A 26,416-nucleotide genomic window follows, 5' to 3' on the forward strand; every position below is an offset into this window, starting at 1 on the left:
CAACGCACAGCGAAAAACAGCCACGGAGGCTCCCGTGACTTCGAGCTCCACACCGGGCCTCGCCCGGTTCAACACCCTGGCGGACGACGAGGCGGCAACCGCGCTGCACGAGGTCTGTGCCAGTGCGGCCTGGGGAAGAGCGATCCTCTCCCGCCGTCCGTACGCCACCGCCGAAGCCCTGTTCTCCGCGAGCGACACCGCCACGGCGGCACTGGGCGCGGAGGACCTGGCCGAGGCCATGGCCGGTCACCCGCCGATCGGCCGCCCGAAGCCCGGGGACCCGACCTCCTCCCGCGAACAGCGGGGGATGGCCGGCGCCACCGAGGAGCTCAAGGCCGAGATGCTCGCACTGAACCTGGCCTACCAGGAGCGGTTCGGACATGTCTTCCTGATCTGCGCCACCGGCGCCACCGGTGAGCAGATGCGCGACGCGGTGAAGTCCCGGACCGGGAACACGCCCGAGCAGGAGCGCGCCGTCGTGCGTACCGAACTGGGCAAGATCAACCGCATCCGCCTCACCCGTCTCGTCACGGAAGGCTCGTCAGAGCTCGTAACGGACGGAGAGCTCGAAACAGAAGGAGAGTGAAGGTCTTGAGCACCTTCGCCACCGCATCGGTGTCCACCCACATCCTGGACACCAGCATCGGCCGCCCCGCCGCAGGCGTCACCATCACGCTCGCCGCCCGCTCGGGCAGCGACGCGCAGTGGGTGGCGCTCGGCGGATCCGCGACCGATGCGGACGGGCGCTGCAAGGACCTGCCGGCCCTGCCGGAAGGCACCACCCACGTACGGCTCGACTTCGAGACCGAGTCGTACTTCACCGCCAAGAAGCAAGCCGAGGCGCAGCAGGACGCCCCCCGCGTAAGGGACAGCGGCGCGTTCTTCCCGGAGGTGGCGATCACGTTCGCCGTCACCCCGGGCGAGCACTATCACGTACCGCTGCTGCTCAACCCGTTCGGCTACTCCGTATACCGAGGGAGCTAGCAGACACATGCCCACGATTCTCGGCCAGAACCAGTACGGCAAAGCAGAGAACCGCGTCGTCAGGATCACGCGGGACGGCGACACCCACCACATCAAGGACCTGAACGTCTCCGTCGCCCTCTCGGGCGACATGGACGACGTGCACTACTCCGGCTCCAACGCGAACGTCCTGCCCACCGACACCACCAAGAACACGGTGTTCGCGTTCGCCAAGGAGCACGGCATCGAGTCCGCCGAGCAGTTCGGCATCCACCTCGCCCGCCACTTCGTGACGTCGCAGGAGCCGATCAAGGTCGCCCGCATCCGCATCCAGGAGTACTCCTGGGAGCGCATCGCGACCTCGGACAACAGCTCCAGGTTCATCGGATCGGACGAGGTCAACCACTCCTTCGCCCGCAAGGGCCAGGAGCTGCGGACCACGCAGGTCACCTACGACGGCGAGAAGTGGGAGATCATCTCCGGCCTGAAGGACCTCACGGTCATGAACTCCACCAACTCGGAGTTCTGGGGCTACGTCAAGGACAAGTACACGACGCTCAAGGAAGCGTACGACCGCATCCTGTGCACCGACGTCGCCGCCGCCTGGCGCTACAACTGGACCAGTGACGACGACCGCATGCCCAACTGGGAGAAGTCGTACGAGCAGGCCAGGAAGCACATCCTGCAGGCCTTCGCGGAGACGTACTCGCTCTCGCTCCAGCAGACCCTGTACCAGATGGGTTCGCGCGTCATCAACAGCCGCAGCGAGATCGACGAGATCCGCTTCTCGCTGCCGAACAACCACCACTTCCTGGTGGACCTGGAGCCGTTCGGCCTCAAGAACGACAACGAGGTCTACTTCGCGGCCGACCGTCCGTACGGGCTCATCGAAGCCACCGTGCTGCGGGACGGAGTCGAGCCGCAGATCCCGGTCGACATGACCAACCTCTGACGCGGTGCCGCCCCGGTTCCCGTCCGTCCACAGCGGACGGGGGCCGGGCGGACCGGAGGGAACTCCCATGGCACAGCCTGCACTTGGGCCCGCAGAAGCAGAAGGCCCGTGTTCCACCCCGCTGGAGAGCCCGGTCCACCCGGTGGACGAGAAGCCTGCCCCGTCGCGGCTCGTCCCCGCCGCGCTCCAGCACATCGCCGCCATGTACGCCGGCGTCGTCACACCACCGCTCATCATCGGACAGGCGGTCGGCCTCGACCAGGCCGGCATGACCCGGCTGATCGCGGCGAGCCTCCTGATCGCCGGCTGCGCCACCCTCCTCCAGACCCTCGGCATCGGCGGCTTCGCCGGTAACCGGCTGCCGTTCGTCAACGCCGCCTCATCGGCGGGCATCGCGCCGATGCTCGCCATCGCGGAGACCAGCGCTCCCGGACACCAACTGCCCGCGATCTACGGGGCGGTGCTCGTCGCCGGGGTGTTCTGCCTGGCCGTCGGCCCGTTCTTCGGCAGACTGCTGCGCTTCTTCCCGCCGCTCGTCACCGGCGTCGTCATCACCCTCATCGGGGTCACCCTGATGCCGGTCCCGGTCTCCTGGGCCCAGGGCGGTGACAAGGAAGCAGCCGACTTCGGCGCCATGAAGTACCTCGCCCTGGCCGCCTTCACCCTCACCGTCATCCTGATCGTCCAGCGATTCGGACGCGGATTCCTCAAGCAAGTGGCCTTGCTCATCGGCCTGGTGGTCGGCACGCTGGCCGCCGTCCCGTTCGGGCTCGCGGACTTCTCCGCGATCGGGTCCGCGCCCGTCGCCGCCCTCCCCACGCCCTTCGCCTTCGGCGCACCCGAGTTCCAGCCCGCCGCGATCCTCTCCCTCTGCATCGTGATGCTCGTCCTGATGACCGAGTCCTCCGCCGGCATGCTCGCGCTCGGCGAGATCTGCGACCGGCGCACCGACGGCAGGACCATCACCCGCGGACTGCGCACCGACGGCATCGCCACCCTCGTCGGACCGGTCTTCGGCGGATTCCCGACCAGTGCCTTCGCGCAGAACGTCGGCGTGGTGTCACTGACGAAGGTGCGCAGCCGGTACGTGGTGGCCGCCGCCGGCGGCGCCCTGCTGGTCCTCGGCGCCTTCCCGGTCCTCGGAGCGGTCGTCTCGCTCGTCCCGATGCCCGTGCTCGGCGGCGCCGGCATCGTCCTGTTCGGCTCGATCGCCGTCAGCGGCATCCGTACGCTCTCCGAGGCCGGACTCGACGACGGCTCCAACATCGTCCTGGTCGCCGTGGCGCTCGGCGCGGGCATCATCCCGCTCGCCGCGCCCGGCTTCTACGCGGGATTCCCGTCCTGGGCACAGACCGTCCTGGGGTCCGGCATCAGTGCCGGAGCGCTGGTCGCGGTCCTGCTCAACCTGTTCTTCCACCATCTCGGCACCCACGGCCGCACGGCTGTGGCACTCAAATCCTCCTAGGGTCCTGCCGTGCCCACATCGCTGATGAGAGAAGGAAGCACCATGGCAGCACCGGGAGCCGACCGAGTGGAACGCATCGTCATCGAGAACTGTTCGATCGCGACCGTCGACGCCGACGACACCGAGTACGCCTCGGGCCACGTCGTCGTCGCGGGCAACCGCATCGAGTCCGTCGGCGCCGGCCGGGCGCCGGAGGCACTGGAGAACGTCGTACGCCGGATCGACGGCACCGGGCACCTCGTCACGCCCGGTCTGGTCAACACGCACCACCACTTCTACCAGTGGATCACCCGCGGACTGGCCACCGACCACAACCTCTTCGAGTGGCTGGTCGCGCTGTACCCGACGTGGGCGCGCATCGACGAGCCGATGGCCCGCACCGCCGCGCAGGGCTCGCTCGCCATGATGGCCCGCGGTGGTGTCACCACCGCCATGGACCACCACTACGTGTACCCGAAGGGCTCCGGCGACCTGTCCGGCGCGATCATCGGCGCCGCCCGTGACATGGGCGTACGGTTCACCCTCGCCCGCGGGTCCATGGACCGCAGCGAGAAGGACGGCGGGCTGCCGCCGGACTTCGCCGTGGAGACCCTCGAAGGCGCGCTGGCCGCCACCGAGGCGACCATCGACGCGCACCACGACACCTCCTTCGACGCGATGACCCAGATCGCCGTCGCACCCTGCTCCCCGTTCTCCGTGTCCACCGAACTGATGCGTGAGGGTGCCGCGTTGGCGCGCCGTCGCGGGGTCAGGCTGCACACGCACGGATCGGAGACCGTGGAGGAGGAGAAGTTCTGCCACGAGCTGTTCGGCATGGGGCCGACCGACTACTTCGAGTCGACCGGCTGGCTCGGCGCCGACGTGTGGATGGCGCACTGCGTCCACATGAACGACTCCGACATCGCCGCGTTCGCCCGCACCGGCACCGGGGTCGCGCACTGCCCGTCCTCCAACGCCCGCCTCGCCGCGGGCATCGCCCGGGTCCCGGACATGCTCGCCGCAGGCGTCCCGGTCGGCCTCGGCGTCGACGGAACCGCCTCCAACGAGTCCGGCGAACTCCACACCGAACTGCGCAACGCCCTCCTCATCAACCGCCTCGGCCCGCACCGCGAACGCGCCCTGAACGCCCGTCAGGCCCTGCGCCTGGGTACGTACGGCGGCGCCCAGGTCCTCGGCCGCGCGGACCAGATCGGCTCCCTGGAGCCCGGCAAGCTCGCCGACCTCGTGCTGTGGAAGCTGGACACCCTCGCCCACGCCTCCATCGCGGACCCGGTGACCGCCCTGGTCTTCGGCGCCGCCGCCCCGGTCACCCTGTCGCTCGTCAACGGCAAGCCGGTCGTCGAGTCCAACCGCCTGACCACCGTGGACGAGGACGCCATCGCCCGCGCCACCCGCGACGAGGCCCGCCGCCTCGCGCAGATCGCCGCCGGAGCCTGACGGCCCGGCGGCCCCCGATACCGGCCGGCCGAGGGGGACGGCCCTCGGCCGGCCGCCGTGGACCCGAGCGGGGTCCACGGCAACCGGTAGGGGAGGCGCATACCTCAGACGTACGCGCCTCCCGTACCGGTGACCCGAGCTGCCCGCACCAGCTGCACGACCTGCCCCACCTGCATCAACGCACCACACGGGGCCCGGTCCGGCGGACATGTCTGGCGCATGTCCCGACGGCCGGTCCCGGCACCACCTCCCTGACACCCACGTCGCCGCAGACGTGTACCCGACCGGAGGAACCGCCGTGGCAGCTACGCCCAGGTTTCGCAACGACGCAAGTGCAGCACCCGACCCGGAATCGTCGCCGGCCGACCGGAAACACCCGGTCGACGAGACGCTCCCCCCACTGAAGATGTTCACCAGCGGTCTCCAGCACGTGGCCGCGATGTACGCGGGCGTGGTGGCCCCGCCCATGATCGTGGGGCCCGCCGTGGGCCTCACCGCCAAGGAGACCGCCTTCCTGATGGGGGCGAGCCTCTTCACCGCGGGCATAGCCACCCTGCTCCAGACGCTCGGCTTCTGGCGCATAGGCGCCCGGCTGCCGTTCGTCAACGGCGTCTCGTTCGCCGGGGTGACGCCGATGGTCGCCATCGGCAAGGACCGCGGTCACGACGGCATCGCCGTGATCTTCGGCGCGATCATCGTCGCCAGCCTCCTGGGCTTCGTCCTCGCGCCCTACTTCTGCAAACTGGTCCGCTTCTTCCCGCCCGTCGTCACCGGCACGGTCATCACCCTGATCGGTGTCTCCCTGCTGCCGGTCGCCTTCAACTGGTCCCAGGGCGGCAACGCCACGGCAGACGACTACGGCTCCACCACCAACATCACGGTGGCGGCCGTCACCCTGGTGATCGTCCTCGCCCTGAGGAAGCTGCTGCGCGGCTTCCTCCAGCAGATCGCGATCCTGCTCGGCCTCGTGGCCGGCACGCTCATCGCGATCCCGGTCGGCACCACGGACTTCGGGGCCATCAAGGACGCCGACGTCATCGGCTTCCCCACCCCGTTCCACTTCGGGGCGCCGCAGTTCGAGATCGCCGCGATCGTCTCGATGTGCATCGTGATGCTGGTCTGCATGACGGAGTCGACCGCGGACATGCTGGCCCTCGGCAAGATCGTCGACCGGCCGGCGGACGAGCGCACCATCGAGGGCGGGCTGCGCGCCGACACCCTGGGCAGCGCCATCAGCCCGCTGTTCAACGGCTTCATGTGCAGCGCCTTCGCCCAGAACATCGGGCTGGTCGCGATGACGAAGGTCCGCAGCCGGTTCGTCGTCGCCGCCGGCGGCGGCATCCTCATCCTGCTCGGCCTGTGCCCGGTGGCGGCCTCCGTCATCGCGCTGGTGCCGCTGCCGGTACTGGGCGGTGCGGGCATCGTGCTGTTCGGCTCCGTCGCGGCGAGCGGCATCCAGACGCTGGCCACCGCCGCGCTGGAGAAGGGCGAGAACGCGCTGATCGTCGCCGCCGCCGTGGGTGTCGGGCTGATACCGATCGCCGCGCCGGAGTTCTACCACGCGTTCCCGAAGGACCTGCTCGTCGTCCTCGACTCGGGCATCTCGACCGGGTGCGTCGTGGCGATCGTCCTCAACCTGGCCTTCAACCACCTGGGCAGGAAGCCGGACGCCGGGCCCGATGCGGAGTCGGGAGACCACGAGAAGGCCACCCCCGCTCCCGTGGCCGTTCACTGACGTCCTGTCACAGCTGTGGCGCGTACGGTTCCGCCATGAGGGCGGTCGTACGCGCCACAGCCGGTCGCGGCCCGGTCCGTCAGCCGATGTGGAAGCTGTCGCCGTACACCTTCCAGTCGAGCGGCGGGTCCAGGTTCAGATTGCCGTTCTCCAGGAAGACCCGCTGGGCGGTGTCCACCCGGCTGGTGTCCGAGTGGGCCTCCTCCTGCTTCATGGCCCAGACCCGCGCGTCCAGGAAGGCGTTGAGGTAGGTGACCTCGTCACCGCCCTGGGACGGCGGCTCCGCCTGCGCGAGGGCGCGCTCGCGGATCGAGCCGAAGCTCGTGCTGTCGCCGCCGTCGCCGTGCATCACGATGGCGTCGTAGTACGCGAACTGGCCCAGTGTGCCCAGCCCGTCGCTCTTGCCCCGGCCGACCGCCGGGTCGAAGTACACCCGGTCGCGTTCGTCGTTCTGCGCCTGCTGGAACGCCGGATCACCGGCCGCGGTCTCCCAGGCCTCGGTGAAGCCGGGGTCGAGACCGTCGTGCGAATCCGTGCCGTCCACGTCGCGCAGGGCGGGCAGGTACTCGGCGAGCGGGTTGCCCGGCTCCCGCTGGGTGTACAGCTCGACCAGGTCCAGCATGTCGCCCGTGCCGGAGCAGAATCCGATGATGCCCGCCGTGTAGCCGCGGCCGTCACCGATGTCCTCGATGTAGCCGTACTGCGCCTTCCAGTCCAGCGAGGAGTTCTCCGCGCTGGAGACCAGTTGCATGGCGATGTCCTTCTTCGCCGGATCGTCGAGCCCGGTCGCGGCTGCCTCCTGTTGGTGAACCGCCGTGGGGGCGGGTGCGGTGCCTGCGAAGGCGGTGGCGGGAATCGCCGTGAGGGTCAGACCGAGCGCGACGAGTGCGACGCGCACGGATCGGTTGCTGCGACGTGCGGTGCGCTTGTGGGGAGCGTGCACCAGTCCTCCAAGGGAGTTCGTCGTTCCGATTGTTCTGTTAGGAAGCTTTCCTATCAGAGTCGAACGACGGTCGTACACCCCTGCGACGCGGGCGAGTTCGTGCGGTCCGGGTATGCGAAGGCCCCGCACCGGGCGCATGGGTGCCCGGTGCGGGGCTGTGGAGTGCGGGTTCAGCAGTCCAGGTAGGCCACGTGGATCCAGACGCCTGTGGGGCCGCCCCACAGGTCACCCATCACCCAGCTGCCCTCCTGGCCGCGTGCGTCGAGGTTCTGGCCCCGGTTCACCTGGCCCAGCACCGGGTAGTCCGTTCCCGGACCGCCACGGAAGTTCACCCCGTTGTCGTTGACCGTGCAGACGAGCGCCGGGGCCGCCTCGACGCTGTGCGCGGCGGTCGTGCTCGGGGTGGCCTGGGCGGCGGGGGAGACGGCCAGGCCCAGACCGGCGGTCAGCATGGCCGCGCCCAGCAGAATCTTCTTCATCATGTCGCGAACTCCTCAGTGATCCGGCCCACGGCGCGTGGACCGTCCGCCCGCCTCAACGGGTCGGCCGGCCACCGGGACACGGGTGGAGGAAGCCATCACGAAAGGAGTGAAAGCGCAGGTCACATGCCATACGCACCGGCGCACACGGGCCACCCGGCCAACGCTTCGTGCGCCTGCCGATCATGGGTTTACGAAGCGTCCGGGCCCTTGATCAGATAGCTGTCGCCGTACACCGTCCATCGCAGCGGTGTCTCCAGGCCGAAATTCTCCTCGCGCACGAAGACCCGCTGTGCCGTCTCGACCCGGCTGGTGTCGCTGTGCGAGGGCTCCTTGCCGATCGCCCCGACGCGTGCGTCGAGGAAGGCGTCGAGGTACGTGCCCTCGTCGCCGTCCTCCGCCGGGGGCCGGTCCTCGGCGAGTGCCTGACGGCGCATCGTACGGAACCCGACCGTGCCCTCCGTGTCACCGGCCCCGTGCATCACATAGGCGTCGTAGTAGATGAACTGGCCGAGCGTGCCCAGCCCGTCCTTCTTCGCCTGTGCGACCGCCGGCTCGAAGTACCCCCGGTCCCGCTCGGTGTCCTGGGCCGCACGGAACGCCGCGTCACCCGCGGCCCTCGACCATGCCTCGGTGAACGGACGGCCGAGTCCCGTATGCGCGTCGGTCCCCTTCACCGCGCGCAGCGCGGGCAGGAACCGCTCCAGCGGATTTCCGGGCCGCGCTTCGGCATACCGCTCGACCACGCTGAGCATGTCGCCGGTCGCGGAACAGAAGCCGATGATGCCCGCCGTGTAGCCCCGGCCGTCACCGATGTCCTCGATGTAGCCGTACTGCGCCTTCCAGTCCAGGGTCGAGTTCTCCGCGCTGGACACCAGTTGCATGGCGATGTCCTTCTTCGCCGGATCGTCCAGCCCCGGACCCGGGCCCCCCTTGCCCGAGGAGCCGCCGGGACCCGCCCCCGCGCATCCGGACAGCAGGGCGGCGGCCAGGGCGAGAGCGACGGAGGTGACGACGGGAGAACGCGCGGTGAGCTTCACCTTTCCAGCCTGCCAGGCCGTGGGAATGATCTTTGCCCATTCGGCTGTAGCGTCAGGGGCATGGATGATCAGTCTGTTGTGGATGTCGGCGATGTACGTCTGGCGTACCGGACCTGGGGCGACCCGTTCGGCTCGCCCGTCGTGCTGCTGCACGGCCTCGGCGATTCCGCCGCGAGCTGGGAGGCGGCCGGGAGTCTGCTCGGCCAGGAATGGCGGGTGTACGCCCTCGACCTGCGGGGTCACGGCGAGAGCGACTGGCCCGACGAGTACGACTTCGAGCTGATGCTCGACGACCTCTTCGGCTTTCTCGACGCGTGCGAACTCGACCGCGTCGGCCTGGTCGGCCACGGCATGGGAGGCGTCGTCGCCCATCTCTTCGCCCAGACGCACGCGGACCGGGTGGAGCGGCTGGTGCTGGTGGAGACCCCGCCGCCGTTCCCCGGAGCGGCGGGCCCCGACGTGCGGCCCGAAGGCCCGGTCGACTACGACGAGGCCGTGCTCGGAGCCGTACGCACCCAGCTGGCCGACCCCGACCCGGCGTGGGAGGAGGGCCTCGGCGAGATCGTGGCCCCGACGCTGATGCTCGCCGGCGGCCCGGCCAGCACCATGCCGCAGGCCCGCCTCCAGGACATGGCCACGTTGATCCCGGACTGCCACCTGATCACCCTCGGCGGCGGCCACCGGGTGCACCAGGTCCACGCCGACCAGGTCGCCCAGCAGATCACGGAGTTCTTCACCAGCTGACGCGGTTGCCCTCAGCTCCCCGGCTGCCGGTTCGTGCGTGGCCGTCAGGCCTCGGGCTGCCGGATCGTGCGTGGTCGTCAGTTCTCGGGCTGCCAGTCCGGGCGCCGGCCACTGCGCGCCACCGCCCGGTCCAGCAGCGGCGCGTCGTCCGGGACCGGGACCGGCGGGCCGAACGGGGAGCCGGCCGGCGGGTTGTCGCCCAGGTCGGCCAGCAGTGCCAGCGTGCTGCGCAGATGCGCCTCCTCGGCCCCGTACGGCTGCCCGGTCGACCTCGCCAGGTCCCAGCCGTGCAGCACCAGTTCGTTGAGCGCGACCATGCCGGCCACCTCGCCCGGCAGGTCGACGCTGCCCGCCCGGGTCATTCCCTGCCAGGCGTCGGGCGAGCGCCAGGCCGCCACCATCTCGTCGAGGGCCGCGGGCAGGGTGGAACGCCAGCCGCCGTCGAGCACCCCCGACTCCACCGAGGGTGCCGTGTCGGTCGTGGCCCCCAGGTCCTTGCGTGCGGCATCCCGGAACGCCACGGCCAGCCCTTCCACGTGGGCCAGCAGCGCGCCCACGGCGACATCGGGGCAGGGGGTCGGGCCGGACAGCCGGGCGTCGTCGATGGCGGGGAGCATTCCGGCGATCTGCCGGGCCGCGGGTCCCAGGTCGAGGAGGGGTGCGGAGTTCGTCTGCGTATTCATATCTGTGCAGACTGCCCGAGCGCCCCGGAATCATCGCTCGGCGCGCGGTGGAGGCCATGTCACGCCGCACCCGCGCGGCGCACACCGGCACATTGCGGAACGTTCCGCTTCATCCCCTTGTCGGCGACCCCCGCACCATGCGATACAGGTCTGGACCATTGCTGTCGGATGGAAGGCACCATCGTGCAACGCCCCCACGCAACCGCCGCGTTGGCCTGTTCCGCCGCCCTGTTCCTCGCCACGCTCACCGCCTGCGGATCGGAGGCCGAGGCGGACTCCCGGAAACCGACCGCGCCCCACGGGGTGACGGTCCAGGCGAGCAGTGCCACGTCCGCCCATGTGATGTGGGAGCCCGCCACCGACGACAAGGCCGTCACCGGCTACGAGGTCTACCGTCAGGGCAGGAAGGTCAAGTCCGTCCCGGCGGCCAAGGTGATGATCGACGTGGACGGGCTGGCCGCCTCCACCGCGTACACCTTCACCGTCCGGGCCCGTGACGCCGCCGGAAACCTCTCCGCGCCAAGCGCCGCCGCGTCCGTCACCACCCCCGCGCCGACCCCCGCCGACCACGAGGCCCCCACCCGGCCGGTGAAACTGCGCGGCAAGACCGACGGCTCCCAGGCCGCGACCCTCTCCTGGGGCGGTTCCACGGACGATGTCGGCGTCACCGCGTACGACATCTACCAGGAGGGCTCCCGCATCCACAGCGTGCCCGGCACGCAGACCACGGCCCGGCTGACCGGGCTGCGGCCCGGCACCATCTACACGTTCACCGTCCGGGCCCGCGACGCGGCCGACACCTCGTCGCCCGACAGCGACACCGTCGACCTCACCACCGCGTCCGCCCTCGGCGCACCCGCCGGCACGGCCCCCACGGACCTGCGGATCACGAGCAGCGCCCAGGGCAAGGAGTACGCCGTCGACCTGGACTGGAAGCAGCCAAAGACGGGCGGGAAGATACCCGCCTACCAGCTCTACCTGGACGGCCGGCTGACCACCACGATCGTCTGGGGCGGCGAACCTCCCGCGGGCCGGGCGAGCTACCGGCTCACCGTCACCGACCCGCGCGGCACCCGCTACTCGATGAAGATCCGCGCCAAGCTCCCCGACGGGACGTGGGGCGACTTCTCGGCGGCGCGCACCGTCGTGCTGGGCGGCTGAGCAGCTTCCCTGCCGGCGCCGGCGAGGGCGGCGATTGAATAATTGGTCTGTACCTATTGACGAGTTGGTCCAGACCAATTACTTTCCGCAGTGCTCCATGGAACGACGTGCCTCCGCTCCCCCCGAGGACCGCCTCACCGGTCCCAGCCGCAAGGGAGAACCATGTTCGAGCACCTGCCCCTCAGACGGAGAACGGCGACCGCACTGCTTGCCGCCCTCGCCCTCCTCCTCACCCTGCTGTCCCTCCAGGCGACCCCCGCGCACGCGGCGGGCAGGCTGACGGCGACCTTCACCTCGGCCGACAACGGCCCGTGGTGGAAGGGGACCTACATCCTGCGCAACGACACCGACACGGCCGTCACCGGCTGGAGCCTCGAGTTCGACCTGCCCGCCGGGGTCGCGATCAGCTCCTCGTACAACGGCACCGTCACCACCCAGGGCAGTCACCTCACCGCGGTCAACGCCCACTACAACGGCACGGTGGCCGCACACAGCACGACCGAGCCGTACAGCTTCTGGTTCGTCGCCACCGGCCCGATCACCGCACCGACGGGCTGCCGGATCAACGGTGACAAGTGCGACGGCTCCGCCGACGTGCCGCCCGGCGCACCCGGCGGCCTGAAGCGGACCGATGTCACCGCCCGCACCGCCTCCCTGGCGTGGACGGCCGCCGCCGCGGGCGACTTCCCGGTGGCCTCGTACGACATCCTGGCCGGCGGCAAGGTGGTCGGATCGGCCACCGCGACGACCTCCGCCACGGTCACCGGTCTCACCCCCGCCACCACCTACTCCTTCACCGTCCGGGCCAAGGACACCCGGGGCAACACCTCCGCCGAGAGCGCCCCGCTGACCGTCGCCACCGTCGACCCGGCCACCGACACCTCCCCGCCCACGGCCCCCGGCGCGCTGCACGCCACCGCGACCGACGCCTCGTCCGTCACCCTGGCCTGGACCGCCGCGACGGACAACCAACGGGTCGCCGCGTACGACATCTACAAGGGCGGCGCCCTGGCCACCACGGTCTCCGGCACCACGACCACCGCCACCATCGGCGGCCTGTCGCCCTCGACCTCGTACACCTTCACCGTGAAGGCGCGCGATGCGGCCGACAACGCCTCGCCCGCGAGCAACACCCTGACCGTGAAGACCGACGACATCGTGGGCGCCGGCAACTATGCGAAGGTCGGCTACTTCGTCCAGTGGGGGATCTACGGCCGCCAGTACTTCGTCAAGAACCTCCACGACTCCGGCGCCGCCGGGAAGCTCGACATCGTCAACTACGCCTTCGCCAACATCGACCCCAACAACCTCACCTGCCTCAACGGAGTCACCAAGGGCACCACCGCCGACCCCCAGGACCCCGAGCAGGGCACCGGAGCCGGTGACGCGGACGCCGACTACGCCCGCCCGTTCAGTGCCGCCCAGTCCGTGGACGGTGTCGCGGACGACGGCTGGGGCAAACTGCGCGGCAACTTCAACCAGTTGAAGAAGCTGAAGAAGCTCCACCCGGACCTCAAGATCGTGGTCTCGCTCGGCGGCTGGACCTACTCGAAGTACTTCTCCGACGTCGCCGCCACCGACGCGGCCCGCAAGAAGTTCGTCTCCTCCTGCATCGACATGTACATCAAGGGCAACCTGCCCGCGTACAACGGCGCAGGCGGCCCCGGCACCGCGGCCGGCATCTTCGACGGCTTCGACATCGACTGGGAGTGGCCCGGCACCGGCACCGGACACCCCGGCAACCACTACTCGCCGAACGACAAGGGCAACCTCACCCTCCTCCTCGCCGAGTTCCGCAAGCAGCTCGACGCCCTCGGCGGCGGCCACCGCCTCCTGACCGCCTTCACCCCCGCTGATCCGCAGAAGATCGACGAGGGCTGGGACCTGTCGAAGGTGTTCGACTCCCTCGACGTGGCCAACGTCCAGGGCTACGACTTCCACGGCTCCGGCAGCGACAACTCCTGGGAGCCGAACCGCACCGGCCACCAGGCCAACCTCTACACCGACGACCAGGACCCCTACGGCTTCCACTTCAGCGCGGACGCCGCCATCAAGGCCTACACGGACGTGGGCGTCGAACCCCGGAAGCTGACCCTCGGCATCCCGTTCTACGGCCGCGGCTGGCAGAACGTGACCGACGGCGGAGCAGCGGGCGAATGGCAGCCCGCGGGCGGCGCCGCCCCCGGCCAGTTCGCGGAGGAGGCCGGCACCCGTGGCTACGCCAACCTCATCGGCGCGTACCCCACGATGGCGGTCCACCACGACGAACAGTCCGTATCGACTTACGGATATACCGGCAACCAGTGGTGGTCGTTCGACGACACATGGTCCATCGGCAAGAAGACGGCCTACGTGAAGGACAAGGGCCTGCTGGGCGTCATGGTCTGGGAGATGTCGGGAGACACCCCGCAGGGCACGCTGATGAGCGCCCTGGATTCGGGTCTGGGCTAGCCCTCTGGCCACACCTCCGCCCCCGGCGCCGTGCGGCACCGGGGGCGGAGGCATACGCAGGACGAGCCGCGTCAGCGCAGCTGCTCGTACGCCGGCAGCGTCAGGAAGTCCGCGTAGTCCTGGTCCAGGGAGACCTGGAGCAGGAGGTCGTGGGCCTGCTGCCACTTGCCGGCCGCGAAGGCCTCGTCGCCGATCTCGGCGCGGATCGCGGTCAGTTCCTCGGCCGCGACCTTGCGGGCCAGCTCCGCCGTGGCGTGCTCGCCGTTCTCGAAGACCACGTCCGCGTTGATCCACTGCCAGATCTGCGAGCGCGAGATCTCGGCGGTGGCCGCGTCCTCCATCAGGTTGAAGATGGCGACCGCGCCCATGCCGCGCAGCCACGCCTCGATGTAGCGGATGCCGACCGCGACGGCGTTGCGCAGGCCGTCGTACGTGGGCTTGGCGTGCAGGGTGTCGATGGCGATCAGGTCGCCCGCGGCCACCGAGACGTCCTCGCGCAGGCGCTCCTTCTGGTTCGGCTTCTCGCCGAGGACCGCGTCGAAGGAGGCCATGGCGATCGGGACGAGGTCCGGGTGGGCGACCCAGGAGCCGTCGAAGCCGTCGCCGGCCTCGCGGTCCTTGTCGGCCTTGACCTTCTCGAAGGCGACCTTGTTGACCTCGGCGTCCCGGCGCGACGGGATGAAGGCCGCCATGCCGCCGATCGCGTGGGCGCCGCGCTTGTGGCAGGTGCGGACGAGGAGTTCGGTGTACGCCCGCATGAACGGGGCGGTCATCGTCACCGCGTTGCGGTCGGGCAGGACGAACTTGGAGCCGCCGTCGCGGAAGTTCTTGACGATGGAGAAGAGGTAGTCCCAACGGCCCGCGTTCAGCCCGGAGGCGTGGTCGCGCAGTTCGTAGAGGATCTCCTCCATCTCGTACGCGGCGGTGATCGTCTCGATCAGGACCGTGGCGCGGACCGTGCCCTGCGGGATGCCGAGCTCGTCCTGGGCGAAGACGAAGATGTCGTTCCAGAGGCGGGCCTCCAGGTGCGACTCCGTCTTGGGGAGGTAGAAGTAGGGGCCCTTGCCGAGGTCGATCAGGCGCTGCGCGTTGTGGAAGAAGTAGAGACCGAAGTCGACCAGCGCGCCGGGCACCGGGGTGCCGTCGAGCTGGAGGTGGCGCTCGTCCAGGTGCCAGCCGCGGGGGCGGGTGACGACGGTCGCGAGCTCGTCGGCGGGCTTCAGGGCGTAGGACTTGCCGGACTTCGGGTCGGTGAAGTCGATGGACCGGTTGTACGCGTCGATCAGGTTGAGCTGGCCGGTGATGACGTTCTCCCACGTCGGAGCGGAGGCGTCCTCGAAGTCGGCGAGCCAGACCTTCGCGCCCGAGTTCAGGGCGTTGATGGTCATCTTGCGGTCGGTCGGACCGGTGATCTCCACCCGGCGGTCGTTCAGCGCGGCGGGCGCCGGTGCGACCTTCCAGGAGTCGTCCGCACGGATCGCGGCGGTCTCCGGCAGGAAGTCCAGCGTGGAGGTGCGGGCGATCTCCGCGCGGCGCTCACCGCGCCGGGCGAGCAGCTCGTCACGCCGGGGCGTGAACCGGCGGTGCAGCTCGGCCACGAACGCGAGGGCCGCGGGGGTGAGGACCTCGTCCTGCCGGGGCAGGGGCTCGGCATCGACGATGGCCAGCGAGGACGGCGCTGGTGCGGACATGAGCTGTCACTCCTTCAGCGGGCGGTGCGGGCGACGTCTCACGGCCGCCGGGTCGCCTGAAATGGCACGGCGTGCCAGGGCTCCGGGATACGGCCGTGGTCGCCGTCTGAGGTGCAGAGGGCTTCTGACCAGTGGATAGTAGTTTCCTCATGGTGGAAGTTCAATGGTTTGTTGATGTCGAGATTCTCCGGGTCGACAGAAGTGGGGCCCTGCTGGCGCAGCGTGCCAGTGCGTTCACTCAAGGTGCGCCAAGTCCTCCGCCGTGTCGATGTCGTACGCCTGAGCCACATCGGAACACTCGACGAGCGTGATCGCATCGCGGTGCGCCCGCAGATACGCCCGGGCCCCCTGATCGCCCACCGCCCCCGCCGCGATGTCTGCCCAGAGCGCGGCCCCGAAGAGCACCGGATGGCCCCGCTCCCCGTCGTACGAGGCCGCCGCCAGGCTCGTCCGTGAGCGGTACGCCGCCCGCACCCGGGCCACCGCTTCGGCGCCGATACCGGGCTGGTCGACCAGCAGGACGACCACCGCGTCCGCGCCCGTGCCGGTGAGGGCGTCGAGTCCCGCCCGCAGCGAGGAGCCCATGCCCTCGGCCCACTCCGGGTTGACGCTCACCGCGCAGCCGGACAGTTCGGCGCGGGCCCGCACCTCCCCGGCGGCCGCGCCGAGCACCACGTGCAGCGGGCCGCAGCCGCCCTCCCGGAGCGTGGTCACCGCGTGGTCGGCCAGCAGGCGGCCACGGTGCTCCAGCAGCGCCTTCGGGCGCCCGCCGAGCCGCCGTCCGCCGCCTGCCGCGAGCAGGAGGCCGGCGACGACGGGCGAGGCGGGCGGGGTGGGTGAGGAGGGGGAGTGCGGTGTGCTTGTCATGCCGCCTGGATACACCGGACCGGCCGTTCGTGCACGGACCGGACCGGCCTCCCGGCCCGCGTCGACGCGGTGGACACTCCGAGTTCCGTCCTCGGAGTGGCGCCCGGCACCTGTCATGGCGTTAACTTGCCCGCACCCCCGGACACTTGACCACCGTTCGGGGCGTGGTCGAAACACCGGCACAAAGATGTGCGAGGGGGAGTGCTTTGTTGAAGAGCGTGGGGCAGGCGCGGGTGACCAGCAGTGGCGAGGACCCGAGGGTGGCGGAGTTGCGTACGGCCGTCTCCCGGCTCCGACGGGAGCTGGCCGGACATCCCGCGGAGTTCCCGGACCGGGCGATCGCCGAGGACGAGCTGGCGGCGCTGGACGCGATGGCGGCCGGCGGCGCGCCCGAGATTCCCCGGCTCCGCCGGTCGCTGCTGCTGATCGCGGGGGCGGTCGGCTCGGTCAGCGCGCTGGCGTCGGCACTCAGGGACGTACGGATCGCGGTCGATCTGTTCGGTGAGCCGCCGCGTCGCTGAAGCGGTCGGGGGGATGTTGTTCAGCGGCGGATGAGCCTGCGGGCCGTCGCCGCCGCAACGGCCGCGGTGCGCGAGTCCACGCCCAGCTTGGCGTAGATGTGCACCAGATGGGACTTCACCGTCGCCTGGCTGAGGAACAGCTTCTTGCTGATCTGCAGGTTCGACAGTCCCTCGCCGACCAGCTGCAGAACCTCCAGCTCGCGCTTGGTGAGCGCCTGGGCAGGCATCCGCATGCGGTCCATCAGCCGGTGCGCGACGGCCGGTGCCAGGGCGGAGCGGCCCGCCGCCGCGGTACGGACCGCGGCGGCCAGCTCCTCCGGCGGGGCGTCCTTGAGCAGATAGCCGGCCGCACCCGCCTCCACCGCCGCCAGGATGTCGGCGTCGCTGTCGTACGTCGTCAGGATCAGGACCCGGGGCGCGCCGGGCACCGCGGTGATCGCGGCGGTCGCCTCGGAGCCGTGCATACCCGCACCGAACTGCAGGTCCATCAGGACGACGTCGAACTCGCCGGTCGCGGCCAGCGCCACCGCTCGTTCCGCCGTGTCGGCCTCGGCGACGACGCGGAAGTCCGGCTCGGTGTCCAGGACGGCCCGCAGGCCCGCCCGTACGACCGGGTGGTCATCGGCGAGCAGCAGCCGGATCGGAGGGGGCACGGTCATGCGGCATCCTGTCCGGTCCGGCCGTCGGGCAGGGGCAGCGGCAGGGTCAGGGCGACGGCGGTGCCCTGGCCCGGCGCCGATTCGACGCTCAGGGTGCCACCCAAGGAACGGGCCCGGGACCGCATGGCCGGCAGACCGAAGCCGCCCGTCCCGGTGCCCCTGCTCGCGGCGGAGTCGTCGGTGAAGCCGCGGCCGTCGTCGACCACGTCCAGCGCCACCGAGGTGTCCATGAAGCTCAGGGTGATCTCCGCCCGCCGTGCGTCGGAGTGCTGCACCGTGTTGGCCAGCGCCGACTGGGCGGTACGCAGCAGCGCCACCTCGTAGGGGGTGGGCAGCTCCACCGGGGTGCCGCTCACGGCGAACTGGACCGTCAGCCCGGGCGTGGTGGTGCGGGCGGAGAGCCGCTCCAGGGCGGCTGCCAGGGAGCCGTTCTCCAGATCGGGCGGGGTCAGGGCGCGTACGAAGCGACGGGCCTCGGCGAGATTGTCCTGGGCGGCCTCGCGGGCCTGACGGACGTGGGCCGCGGCGGGGGCATCCGCGGGGAGGGTGCGCTCGGCGGCGCGGAGCAGCAGCTGGATGCTGGACAGGCCCTGCGCGAGGGTGTCGTGGATCTCGCGGGCCAGCCGTTCGCGTTCGGCGAGCGTCCCGGCGGTGCGCTCCGCCTCGGCCAGCTCCGCACGGGTCGAGACGAGCTCCTCGATGAGCTCGCGGCGGCGTTCGCTCTCGCGGAACAGCGCGTCGTATCCGAGGACCGTGGCGACCGCGACCGCCGCCCCGAGCAGCGGGCCGATGAACGTGCCGGGGGTGATCTCCTGGCCGTGCAGCAGGAAGCCGGCGATGGCGGCCCCCGCCGTCACCACCACGGCGGGCAGGCTCCAGCGCATCGGCAACAGGTGCAGCTGGAGGAAGTAGAGCGGGAACGCCAGCCACAGCGCGTCCGGCGACAGCACCAGCAGCGCCAGCCAGAGTGCCCACAGCACCGCGAGCCAGAGCGCCCCCGCCCGGGTCCGCGGCTGCACGACGGGAGCGAGGGCGCCCGCCGCGTACACCGCCGCCAGCACCGCCGCGATCACGACGACGGCTCCCGAGTGCGGGGCGCCGCCGCTCACGGCCTTCACCGCGGCGAGCGCCAGCAGCCCCAGCAGGAGCGCGTGCAGGCACAGCCGCAGCGCGGCGGCGACCGGGGGGTGGACACGTTTTTCCATGATTCGTCCAGCGTAGACGCGGGGTGCGCGGGGCCGGTCAATCGAAAGGTTGATGTCTCGACCGGCCCGCGGGCGATGTTTCCGCGGCCGGGAAATCCCAGGCTGGAGTCATGTTCGTCGCATGGAGAGATCTTCGGTTCGCCAAGGGCCGGTTCGCGCTCATGGGCACGGTCGTGGTCCTGATCACGCTGCTCGTGGGTCTGCTGTCCGGCCTCACCGCCGGGCTGGCCCGGGAGAACACCTCGGCCGTCACGGGGCTGAACGCCGACCACATCGCGTTCGCCGCCCCGCCCGACGGCCAGTCGGTGTCCTTCACCAGTTCGACCGTCCGGGAGACCGCCTGGCGGAGCTGGGAGAAGCAGCCCGGGATCACCGCGGCGCAGCCCCTCGGCATCCGCACGCTGAACGCCGCCGCGGTGGCGGGGGAGCGGGCGGCGGCCGTGTCGGCGTTCGGTGTCGAGCCGGGGAGCGGGCTGGCACCCCGGGGCGCCCCGGTCGGACCGGGCGAGGTCGTGCTCTCCGAGCAGGCCGCCGAGGACCTGGCGGCCGGCGCCGGTGACCGGCTGAGGATCGGCGGCGACGAGGTCACCGTCGCGGCGGTCGCCGGTGACGCCTCGTACAGCCATACGCCGGTCGTGTGGACGTCGCTCGCGGACTGGCAGCGGTTCGGGGCCGATGGCGAGGGCGGCGCGGAGCACGCCACGGTGATCGCGCTGACCACCACCGACGGGGCCGACCTGGCCGCCGGTGACCGTGCGGCGGGCACCAGCACGCTCACGCTCGACGGTTCCCTCACAGCGATCGGCTCCTACCAGGCCGAGAACGGCTCGCTCCAGCTGATGCGCGGCTTCCTCTTCGCCATCTCCGCCCTGGTCATCGGTGCCTTCTTCACCGTCTGGACGATCCAGCGCAGCGGCGATGTCGCCGTTCTCAAGGCACTGGGTGCCTCCACGCCGTATCTGCTGAGGGACGCACTCGGGCAGGCCGTGGTGATGCTCGCGATCGGTACGGGAGTGGGCACCGCGCTCGCCTCCGGCATCGGTGCGCTGGTCAGCGGCGGGGCCGTGCCCTTCGTCCTGGAGGCGTCGACCGTCCTGTTCCCGGCCGCCGTCATGATCGCCCTCGGCGCGGTCGGTGCGGCCCTGTCCATCCGGCGGATCACCGCCGTCGACCCGCTCACCGCACTGGGGAGTGCCCGATGACCACGATGCCGCCCCTCAGCCCGCCCCGCGGTTCCCGATGCCGCCGCTCAGCGCCCCGGAGTGCCCGATGACCCTCACACTCACCGACGTCACGCTCACCTACCCGGACGGCGACGGCCGGCTCACCGCCCTGGACCGTGTCACGCTCGACGTGCCGGCGGGCACCCTCACCGCCGTCGTCGGCCCCTCGGGCTCCGGCAAGTCGAGTCTGCTCGCCGTGGCGGCCACCCTGGTCACGCCGGACGAGGGCGCCGTCGTCGTCGCCGGTACGGACACGGCCGGACTCGGCCGCGCGGACAAGGCGGCGCTGCGTCGCGAACGGATCGGCATCGTCTTCCAGCAGCCCAATCTGCTGCCGTCGCTGACCGCCGCCGAACAGCTCCAGGTCATGACCCACCTGTCGGGCCGCGCGGCGCGGACCGCCCGGGCCCGCGCCCTGGAGCTCCTGGACGCGGTCGGTCTCGCCGACAAGGCGGACCGCAGGCCGCACCAGCTCTCGGGCGGGCAGCGCCAGCGGATCAACATCGCGCGGGCCCTGATGAACGACCCGGCGGTCCTGCTCGTCGACGAACCGACCAGCGCGCTGGACCACGAACGGGGAGCGGCGGTGCTCGATCTGCTCGTCTCGCTGACCCGGCAGCGGTCCACGGCGACCGTCATGGTCACGCACGACCGGACCCATCTGGAGCGGACGGACCTCACCGTCACCATGCAGGACGGCAGGCTGACCGCCCCGGCCCTGACCTGAGTGCCCCGGGGGCGGATACCGCGAAGGGGCGGCCGGAGCCCGCAGGCTCCGGCCGCCCCTCCTCACGTCTCAGCCGGCCGACCCGCTGCTGGCCAGCGCCTCGGACAGTTCCTTCGCGGCCTGCTGGAGGATCGGCACAATGCGCTCGGTCGCCGCCTCGGTCACCCGGCCCGCCGGCCCGGAGATCGAGATCGCCGCGGAGGTGGGGGAGTTGGGGACCGGGACCGCCAGGCAGCGGACCCCTATCTCCTGCTCGTTGTCGTCCACCGCGTAGCCCACCCGGCGGACCTGCTCCAGGGCGTCCAGGAAGCCGTCCGGGGTGGTGATCGTCTTCTCGGTGGCGGCCGGCATCCCGGTCCGTGCGAGCAGGGCCCGCACCTCGTCCGGCGGGGTGTGCGCCAGCAGCGCCTTGCCCACTCCGGTGGAGTGCGGCAGCACCCGGCGGCCCACCTCGGTGAACATGCGCATGGAGTGCTTGGACGGCACCTGGGCCACGTACACGATCTCGTCGCCGTCGAGCAGGGCCATGTTGGCCGTCTCGCCGGTCTCCTCGACCAGCCGGGCCAGGTACGGGCGGGCCCAGGTGCCGAGCAGCCGCGAGGCGGACTCCCCGAGCCGGATCAGCCGCGGGCCGAGCGCATAGCGCCGGTTGGGCTGCTGGCGTACGTAACCGCACACGACGAGCGTGCGCATCAGCCGGTGAATGGTGGGCAGCGGAAGCCCGCTGCTCGCGGAGAGCTCGCTCAGGCCGACCTCGCCCCCCGCGTCGGCCATCCGCTCCAGCAGATCGAAGGCGCGCTCAAGGGACTGCACACCACCGCTGGAACCGGCGGACTTGGAGTCGGAAGTGCTGGCGTGGGACGGCGGCACGTCAACGGTCCTTTCGAAGCGGAAGAGCAAGGCAGCAGCCTACCGGGCACTTCCCGATCGGCCCACTGTCGCAGGGGCACCGTCCTGGCCGGTCAGGGCTCGTTTGTCCCGGTGTCCGGGGCCGGCCCGACGGTCCGTGCGGTGCCACGTATGGCCCATTCTACATTCCGCACTACGAAATATGACTTTTACTTTGTGGAAATCTCCAGTCCGAGCCGCACATGGTCGGCTGGGCGGTCCGAGGGGAGGATGGGGTCTTGACGGGTGACACTCCCGAGTGAAGACTCCTTCAACAGTTCGTTGAATTCATGAAGTGGGGAGCACGGGTGTCCGGTACGGACGTGAAGCTGGTTCTGCGCTCGACGCGCGTCGTCACCCCCGGGGGCACCCGGCCCGCCGCGGTCCATGTCACCGGCGCGACGATCGACGCCGTCCTGCCGTACGACGCCGAGGTGCCGGAGGGGGCCCGGGTGGAGGACTTCGGCGACGACGTCCTGCTGCCCGGACTCGTGGACACGCACGTCCATGTGAACGATCCCGGCCGAACCGAGTGGGAGGGGTTCTACACCGCCACCCGCGCCGCCGCGGCCGGCGGGATCACCACACTGCTCGACATGCCGCTCAACTCCCTCCCGCCGACCACCACCGTCGAGCACCTGCGCGTCAAGCAGCAGGTGGCGGCCCCCAAGGTGCACGTCGACACCGGCTTCTGGGGCGGCGCCATCCCCTCCAACGTCAAGGACCTGCGCCCGTTGTACGAGGCCGGGGTCTTCGGCTTCAAGTGCTTCCTCTCGCCCTCCGGCGTCGAGGAGTTCCCCGAGCTCGACCAGGAGCAGCTGGCCCGGTCGATGGCCGAGATCGCGGGCTTCGGCGGCCTCCTGATCGTGCACGCCGAGGACCCGCACCACCTGGCGTCCGCGCCGCAGCGCAGCGGCCCGGCGTACGCCGACTTCCTCGCCTCCCGGCCGCGCGACGCCGAGAACACCGCGATCGAGGGCCTCATCGCCCACGCGAAGCGGCTGAACGCACGCATCCACATCCTGCACCTCTCCTCCAGTGACGCACTGCCGCTGATCGCCGCCGCCAAGCGCGAGGGTGTCCGCGTCACCGTCGAGTCCTGCCCGCACTTCCTCACCCTCACCGCCGAGGAAGTCCCGGACGGGGCCACCGAGTTCAAATGCTGCCCGCCCATCCGTGAGGCCGCCAACCAGGACGCGCTGTGGCAGGGACTCGCCGACGGCACCATCGACTGCATCGTCTCCGACCACTCGCCCTGCACCACGGACCTCAAGACGCCGGACTTCGCCTCGGCCTGGGGCGGCATCTCCTCCCTCCAGCTCGGCCTGCCCGCCATCTGGACCGAGGCCCGCAGGCGTGGCCACAGCCTCGACGACGTCGCCCGCTGGATGTCGGCCGCCCCCGCCGAACTGGCCGGACTGACCGCCAAGGGCGCGATCGAGGCCGGACGCGACGCCGACTTCGCGGTCCTCGCGCCCGACGCCACCTTCACCGTCGACCCGGCCGAACTCTTCCACCGCAACCAGGTCACCGCATACGCCGGCCGGACCCTGCACGGCGTCGTGCGCTCGACCTGGCTGCGCGGCGTACGCATCGCCACCGAAGGCACCCTCGCCGAGCCCACCGGCCGCCTCCAGACAAGGAAGCACTGACCATGACGGCGACCACGCACTTCACCGGTGACGCGAACCCCTACGGCGGCGGCGACCCGTACGCCGACTACCGCACCGCCGATTTCCCCTTCACCCACCTCGTCGACCTCGCCGACCGGCGGCTCGGCGCGGGTGTGATCGCCGCCAACGACGAGTTCTTCGCGGAACGCGAGAACCTGCTGAAGCCGGAGCCCGCCCACTTCGACCCCGAGCGCTTCGGGCACAAGGGCAAGATCATGGACGGCTGGGAGACCCGCCGTCGCCGTGGCGTGAGTGCCGCACAGCCGCACCCGGTGGACGAGGACCACGACTGGGCGCTGGTCCGCCTCGGCGCGCCCGGTGTCGTGCGCGGCATCGTCGTCGACACCGCTCACTTCCGCGGCAACTACCCGCAGGCGGTCTCCGTGGAAGGCGTCTCGCTGCCGGGCTCGCCGTCCCCCGAGGACCTCCTCGCCCCGGACGTGAAGTGGACGACGCTCGTCCCCCGTACGGCAGTCGGTGGCCACGCGGCCAACGGGTTCGCCGTCGAAGCGGCGCAGCGCTTCACCCACCTGCGGGTCAACCAGCACCCGGACGGGGGCATAGCCAGGCTCCGGGTGTACGGAGAAGTCGCCCCGGACCCGGCCTGGCTGACGGCGCTCGGCACCTTCGACCTCGTCGCGCTGGAGAACGGCGGCCGGGTCGAGGACGCGTCCGACCGCTTCTACTCCCCGGCGACGAACACCATCCAGCCCGGCCGCTCGCGCAAGATGGACGACGGCTGGGAGACCCGGCGCCGGCGCGACCGGGGCAACGACTGGATCCATTACCACCTCGTCGAGGAGGCGGAGATCCGTGCCGTCGAGATCGACACCGCGTACCTGAAGGGCAACTCGGCCGGCTGGGCGCGCCTTTCGGCCCGGCTCACGGGCGGCGACTGGACCGAAGTGCTGCCCAGGACCCGCCTGCAGCCCGACACCAACCACCGCTTCGTGCTGCCGGAGGCCGTTCGGGCCGCCGAGGTCCGCATCGACATCTACCCGGACGGCGGCATCTCGCGGCTGCGCCTCTTCGGCTCGCTGACCGGGCCGGGTGCCGCACGGCTGACGGCCCGCCACGTCGAACTGGGCGGCTGAACCGGCCCGGCCGAGGACTGTCCGTATTCGGGCGATACCGTAGGGATGCGGGAGCCTGTCCTGGTTCCCGCGCATCCCCACAGGAGTCGCCATGATCTTCATCGCCGTCAAGTTCACCGTGCGCACCGCCGAGCGCGACAACTGGCTGCCGGCCGTCGAGGACTTCACCCTCGCCACCCGGCAGGAGCCCGGCAACGTGTTCTTCGACTGGTCCTACAGCGTCGAGAACCCGGACCAGTTCGTGCTGCTTGAGGCGTTCGCGTCCGCCGAAGCCGGCGCGGCCCACGTGCAGTCGGCGCACTTCGCCGCGGCGATGGACACGATGGCGGACCTGGTGGCGGAGGTGCCCGAGATCATCAACGTCGAGGTGCCGGGCGAGGGCTGGTCCCGCATGGCGGAGGTACAGCCGCGGTCGTAGGGCGAACGGGCGGTGCGCCGCCCCGGCTCAGAACTCCTCGTGCACCTCGGGGTCCCCGCCGAACCGCTCCTGCGGGCCGGCCGCGATACGCGCCAGCTCGTCGGGCGTCAGCTCGAACCCGAACAGATCGAGGTTCTCCCGCTGCCGGCCCGGATCGGCGGACTTCGGGATCGGCACGGCGCCCAGCTGGGTGTGCCAGCGCAGCACCACCTGGCCGGGCGTCACACCGTGCGCCCCGGCTGCGGCGGTGACCGCCGGGTCGGCCAGCAGGTCATGGCCGCGGCCCAGCGGGCTCCAGCTCTCCGTGACGATGCCCTTGGCGGCGTGCAGGGCCCGCAGCTCCTCCTGCGGCAGCCGCGGATGCATCTCGATCTGGTTGACGGCGGGCAGTACGCCCGTCTCCTCCTCCAGCCGTGCCAGATGCTCCGCGGTGAAGTTGGAGACCCCGATCGACCGCACGAGCCCGTCCTCGCGCAGCCGGATCAGCGCCCGCCACGTGTCGGCGTACAGATCGACACGCGGCAGCGGCCAGTGGATGAGGTACAGGTCCACGTAGTCGAGGCCGAGGTTGCGACGGGACTCCTCGAACGAGGCGAGGGTCTTCTCGTACCCCTGGTGGCGGCCCGGCACCTTGGTGGTGACGAAGACGTCCTCGCGCGGTACGCCGCTGCGGGCGATGCCGCGCCCCGTGCCGGTCTCGTTGCCGTAGTTCAGCGCGGTGTCCACGAGCCGGTAGCCACGCTCCAGCGCCCCGGCGACCGCTTCCTCGGCCGCGTCGTCGTCCAGCGGCCAGGTACCGAGTCCGACCGCGGGGATCGCGCGGCCGTCGTTGAGGGTGTGCGCCGGGGTCGCGGGCATGGTCGTCCCTTCTGTACGGATCACTGCCCCGCCAGCCTAAGGGCTGTCCCGCAATTCCTGGCGGGCGCGCGACGCCAGCTACGGCACCTCGCCGCGTTGTCGAAACGCCCGAATACATCCAGTATGCGGGCGCCTCTCCGCCTTGCGATGCACCGCATCTGACGCCGCGCGCTGATCCACCAGGAATTGCGGGACAGCCCTTAGGGTCTTTCGTCTGGATCAGGCCGGATCAGGCCGGACCCCGCGAGCCCGGCATGATCCGGACGAAAGACCCCAGGTTCTACGACGGTCCGCCCGGCCCCGCCTCGCGGTGGAGCCGGTTGATGACCTCGTCGACCCGGCCGCGCTCATAGCCGCGCCGGGCCAGGTCGAAGGCCACGACCCCGGCCGGCGGGGCGCCGGCGAGGAGCCGGGTGAGGTAGGCCTCGACCTGGTCGCGGTCGTAACCGCGCCGGGCGATACGGAGTCCGAACCGCTCGTACAGCGGACGGTCGTCCTTCTCACCCGGCACGGACACGAGGGCCTCCTCAGGGCGGGAT

Annotated in this window: 26 protein-coding genes; 15 read left to right on the plus strand and 11 right to left on the minus strand. The window is 70.9% G+C overall.

Annotated elements, in window-relative coordinates; genetic code table 11:
- The first annotated feature begins 34 nt into the window (after positions 1-34).
- From uraD to OG446_RS31155, 6 genes are all read left to right on the plus strand, one after another.
- Positions 35-586, plus strand: coding sequence for a 2-oxo-4-hydroxy-4-carboxy-5-ureidoimidazoline decarboxylase (gene uraD / locus OG446_RS31130; RefSeq protein ID WP_328897126.1), 552 nt, complete (start codon positions 35-37; stop codon positions 584-586).
- 5 nt (positions 587-591) lie between these two features.
- A complete protein-coding gene (uraH, locus tag OG446_RS31135) occupies positions 592-984 on the plus strand; it encodes a hydroxyisourate hydrolase (protein WP_328897127.1) in 393 nt (130 codons plus the stop codon).
- 7 nt (positions 985-991) lie between these two features.
- Positions 992-1,915 (plus strand): factor-independent urate hydroxylase, encoded by a 924-nt coding sequence (pucL, locus tag OG446_RS31140; RefSeq protein ID WP_328897128.1) that lies wholly within the window; start codon positions 992-994, stop codon positions 1,913-1,915.
- 67 nt (positions 1,916-1,982) lie between these two features.
- The gene (locus tag OG446_RS31145; protein WP_328897129.1) at positions 1,983-3,380 is read left to right on the plus strand and encodes a nucleobase:cation symporter-2 family protein; all 1,398 of its coding nucleotides are present in this window, start codon (positions 1,983-1,985) and stop codon (positions 3,378-3,380) included.
- Between the two features lie 42 nt (positions 3,381-3,422).
- Positions 3,423-4,817 carry an 8-oxoguanine deaminase gene (locus OG446_RS31150; protein ID WP_328897130.1) on the plus strand — a complete coding sequence of 465 codons (1,395 nt, stop codon included), beginning with the start codon at positions 3,423-3,425 and terminating at the stop codon, positions 4,815-4,817.
- A gap of 298 nt (positions 4,818-5,115) precedes the next feature.
- Positions 5,116-6,552, plus strand: a complete 1,437-nt coding sequence (locus OG446_RS31155) for a nucleobase:cation symporter-2 family protein (RefSeq protein WP_328897131.1) — start codon at positions 5,116-5,118, stop codon at positions 6,550-6,552.
- A 79-nt stretch (positions 6,553-6,631) separates the two neighbouring features.
- Here OG446_RS31155 and OG446_RS31160 read toward each other — a convergent pair whose 3' ends face one another.
- The 3 genes from OG446_RS31160 to OG446_RS31170 form a co-directional block, all read right to left on the minus strand.
- On the minus strand, positions 6,632-7,495 hold the full coding sequence (locus OG446_RS31160) for a chitosanase (RefSeq protein WP_328897132.1): 864 nt from the start codon (positions 7,493-7,495) through the stop codon (positions 6,632-6,634).
- 170 nt (positions 7,496-7,665) lie between these two features.
- On the minus strand, positions 7,666-7,977 hold the full coding sequence (locus OG446_RS31165; protein WP_328897133.1) for an SH3 domain-containing protein: 312 nt from the start codon (positions 7,975-7,977) through the stop codon (positions 7,666-7,668).
- Between the two features lie 188 nt (positions 7,978-8,165).
- On the minus strand, positions 8,166-9,014 hold the full coding sequence (locus OG446_RS31170) for a chitosanase (protein ID WP_328897134.1): 849 nt from the start codon (positions 9,012-9,014) through the stop codon (positions 8,166-8,168).
- Between the two features lie 60 nt (positions 9,015-9,074).
- Between OG446_RS31170 and OG446_RS31175 the strand changes: the two genes are divergently transcribed.
- Complete coding sequence (locus tag OG446_RS31175; RefSeq protein ID WP_328897135.1) at positions 9,075-9,758, plus strand: alpha/beta fold hydrolase; 684 nt, start codon at positions 9,075-9,077, stop codon at positions 9,756-9,758.
- 77 nt (positions 9,759-9,835) lie between these two features.
- Here the strand turns inward: OG446_RS31175 and OG446_RS31180 are convergent, their stop codons facing one another.
- Complete coding sequence (locus OG446_RS31180; RefSeq protein WP_328897136.1) at positions 9,836-10,441, minus strand: TIGR03086 family metal-binding protein; 606 nt, start codon at positions 10,439-10,441, stop codon at positions 9,836-9,838.
- Positions 10,442-10,609: 168 nt separating this feature from the next.
- Between OG446_RS31180 and OG446_RS31185 the strand changes: the two genes are divergently transcribed.
- Both OG446_RS31185 and OG446_RS31190 read left to right on the plus strand, forming a co-directional pair.
- The gene (locus OG446_RS31185) at positions 10,610-11,602 is read left to right on the plus strand and encodes a fibronectin type III domain-containing protein (RefSeq protein ID WP_328897137.1); all 993 of its coding nucleotides are present in this window, start codon (positions 10,610-10,612) and stop codon (positions 11,600-11,602) included.
- 162 nt (positions 11,603-11,764) lie between these two features.
- Complete coding sequence (locus OG446_RS31190) at positions 11,765-14,053, plus strand: glycosyl hydrolase family 18 protein (protein WP_328897138.1); 2,289 nt, start codon at positions 11,765-11,767, stop codon at positions 14,051-14,053.
- Positions 14,054-14,124: 71 nt separating this feature from the next.
- Here the strand turns inward: OG446_RS31190 and aceB are convergent, their stop codons facing one another.
- Positions 14,125-15,744 (minus strand): malate synthase A, encoded by a 1,620-nt coding sequence (gene aceB, locus OG446_RS31195; RefSeq protein ID WP_328897139.1) that lies wholly within the window; start codon positions 15,742-15,744, stop codon positions 14,125-14,127.
- Positions 15,745-15,978: 234 nt separating this feature from the next.
- Complete coding sequence (locus OG446_RS31200; protein ID WP_328897140.1) at positions 15,979-16,611, minus strand: nucleotidyltransferase family protein; 633 nt, start codon at positions 16,609-16,611, stop codon at positions 15,979-15,981.
- A 218-nt stretch (positions 16,612-16,829) separates the two neighbouring features.
- Between OG446_RS31200 and OG446_RS31205 the strand changes: the two genes are divergently transcribed.
- Positions 16,830-17,132: a DUF5955 family protein gene (locus OG446_RS31205; RefSeq protein ID WP_219567907.1), complete on the plus strand. Its 303-nt coding sequence runs from the start codon at positions 16,830-16,832 to the stop codon at positions 17,130-17,132.
- 20 nt (positions 17,133-17,152) lie between these two features.
- On the opposite strand, the gene OG446_RS31210 is transcribed toward OG446_RS31205, so the two are convergent.
- Both OG446_RS31210 and OG446_RS31215 read right to left on the minus strand, forming a co-directional pair.
- Positions 17,153-17,791, minus strand: a complete 639-nt coding sequence (locus OG446_RS31210) for a response regulator transcription factor (protein ID WP_328897141.1) — start codon at positions 17,789-17,791, stop codon at positions 17,153-17,155.
- On the minus strand, positions 17,788-18,996 hold the full coding sequence (locus OG446_RS31215; protein ID WP_328897142.1) for a sensor histidine kinase: 1,209 nt from the start codon (positions 18,994-18,996) through the stop codon (positions 17,788-17,790). Before OG446_RS31215 ends, OG446_RS31210 begins: the two co-directional genes overlap by 4 nt.
- 110 nt (positions 18,997-19,106) lie before the next feature.
- Between OG446_RS31215 and OG446_RS31220 the strand changes: the two genes are divergently transcribed.
- Positions 19,107-20,198: an ABC transporter permease gene (locus OG446_RS31220; RefSeq protein WP_328897143.1), complete on the plus strand. Its 1,092-nt coding sequence runs from the start codon at positions 19,107-19,109 to the stop codon at positions 20,196-20,198.
- 67 nt (positions 20,199-20,265) lie between these two features.
- Positions 20,266-20,946, plus strand: coding sequence for an ABC transporter ATP-binding protein (locus OG446_RS31225; protein WP_328897144.1), 681 nt, complete (start codon positions 20,266-20,268; stop codon positions 20,944-20,946).
- A 69-nt stretch (positions 20,947-21,015) separates the two neighbouring features.
- Here OG446_RS31225 and OG446_RS31230 read toward each other — a convergent pair whose 3' ends face one another.
- Entirely contained in the window at positions 21,016-21,816 is an 801-nt protein-coding gene (locus OG446_RS31230; protein WP_328897145.1) for an IclR family transcriptional regulator, read from the minus strand.
- A 326-nt stretch (positions 21,817-22,142) separates the two neighbouring features.
- Here OG446_RS31230 and allB point away from each other — a divergent pair, with 326 nt between their 5' ends.
- From allB to OG446_RS31245, 3 genes are all read left to right on the plus strand, one after another.
- Positions 22,143-23,486: an allantoinase AllB gene (allB, locus tag OG446_RS31235; RefSeq protein WP_328898471.1), complete on the plus strand. Its 1,344-nt coding sequence runs from the start codon at positions 22,143-22,145 to the stop codon at positions 23,484-23,486.
- A gap of 2 nt (positions 23,487-23,488) precedes the next feature.
- Positions 23,489-24,601: an allantoicase gene (gene alc / locus OG446_RS31240; protein WP_328897146.1), complete on the plus strand. Its 1,113-nt coding sequence runs from the start codon at positions 23,489-23,491 to the stop codon at positions 24,599-24,601.
- 91 nt (positions 24,602-24,692) lie between these two features.
- Positions 24,693-25,019, plus strand: a complete 327-nt coding sequence (locus OG446_RS31245; protein ID WP_328897147.1) for a putative quinol monooxygenase — start codon at positions 24,693-24,695, stop codon at positions 25,017-25,019.
- 27 nt (positions 25,020-25,046) lie between these two features.
- On the opposite strand, the gene OG446_RS31250 is transcribed toward OG446_RS31245, so the two are convergent.
- Both OG446_RS31250 and OG446_RS31255 read right to left on the minus strand, forming a co-directional pair.
- Positions 25,047-25,877 carry an aldo/keto reductase gene (locus OG446_RS31250; protein WP_328897148.1) on the minus strand — a complete coding sequence of 277 codons (831 nt, stop codon included), beginning with the start codon at positions 25,875-25,877 and terminating at the stop codon, positions 25,047-25,049.
- Positions 25,878-26,157: 280 nt separating this feature from the next.
- Positions 26,158-26,394: a hypothetical protein gene (locus tag OG446_RS31255; RefSeq protein ID WP_328897149.1), complete on the minus strand. Its 237-nt coding sequence runs from the start codon at positions 26,392-26,394 to the stop codon at positions 26,158-26,160.
- Positions 26,395-26,416 lie beyond the last annotated feature (22 nt).

Source organism: Streptomyces sp. NBC_00236 (assembly GCF_036195045.1).
GTDB lineage: Bacteria > Actinomycetota > Actinomycetes > Streptomycetales > Streptomycetaceae > Streptomyces.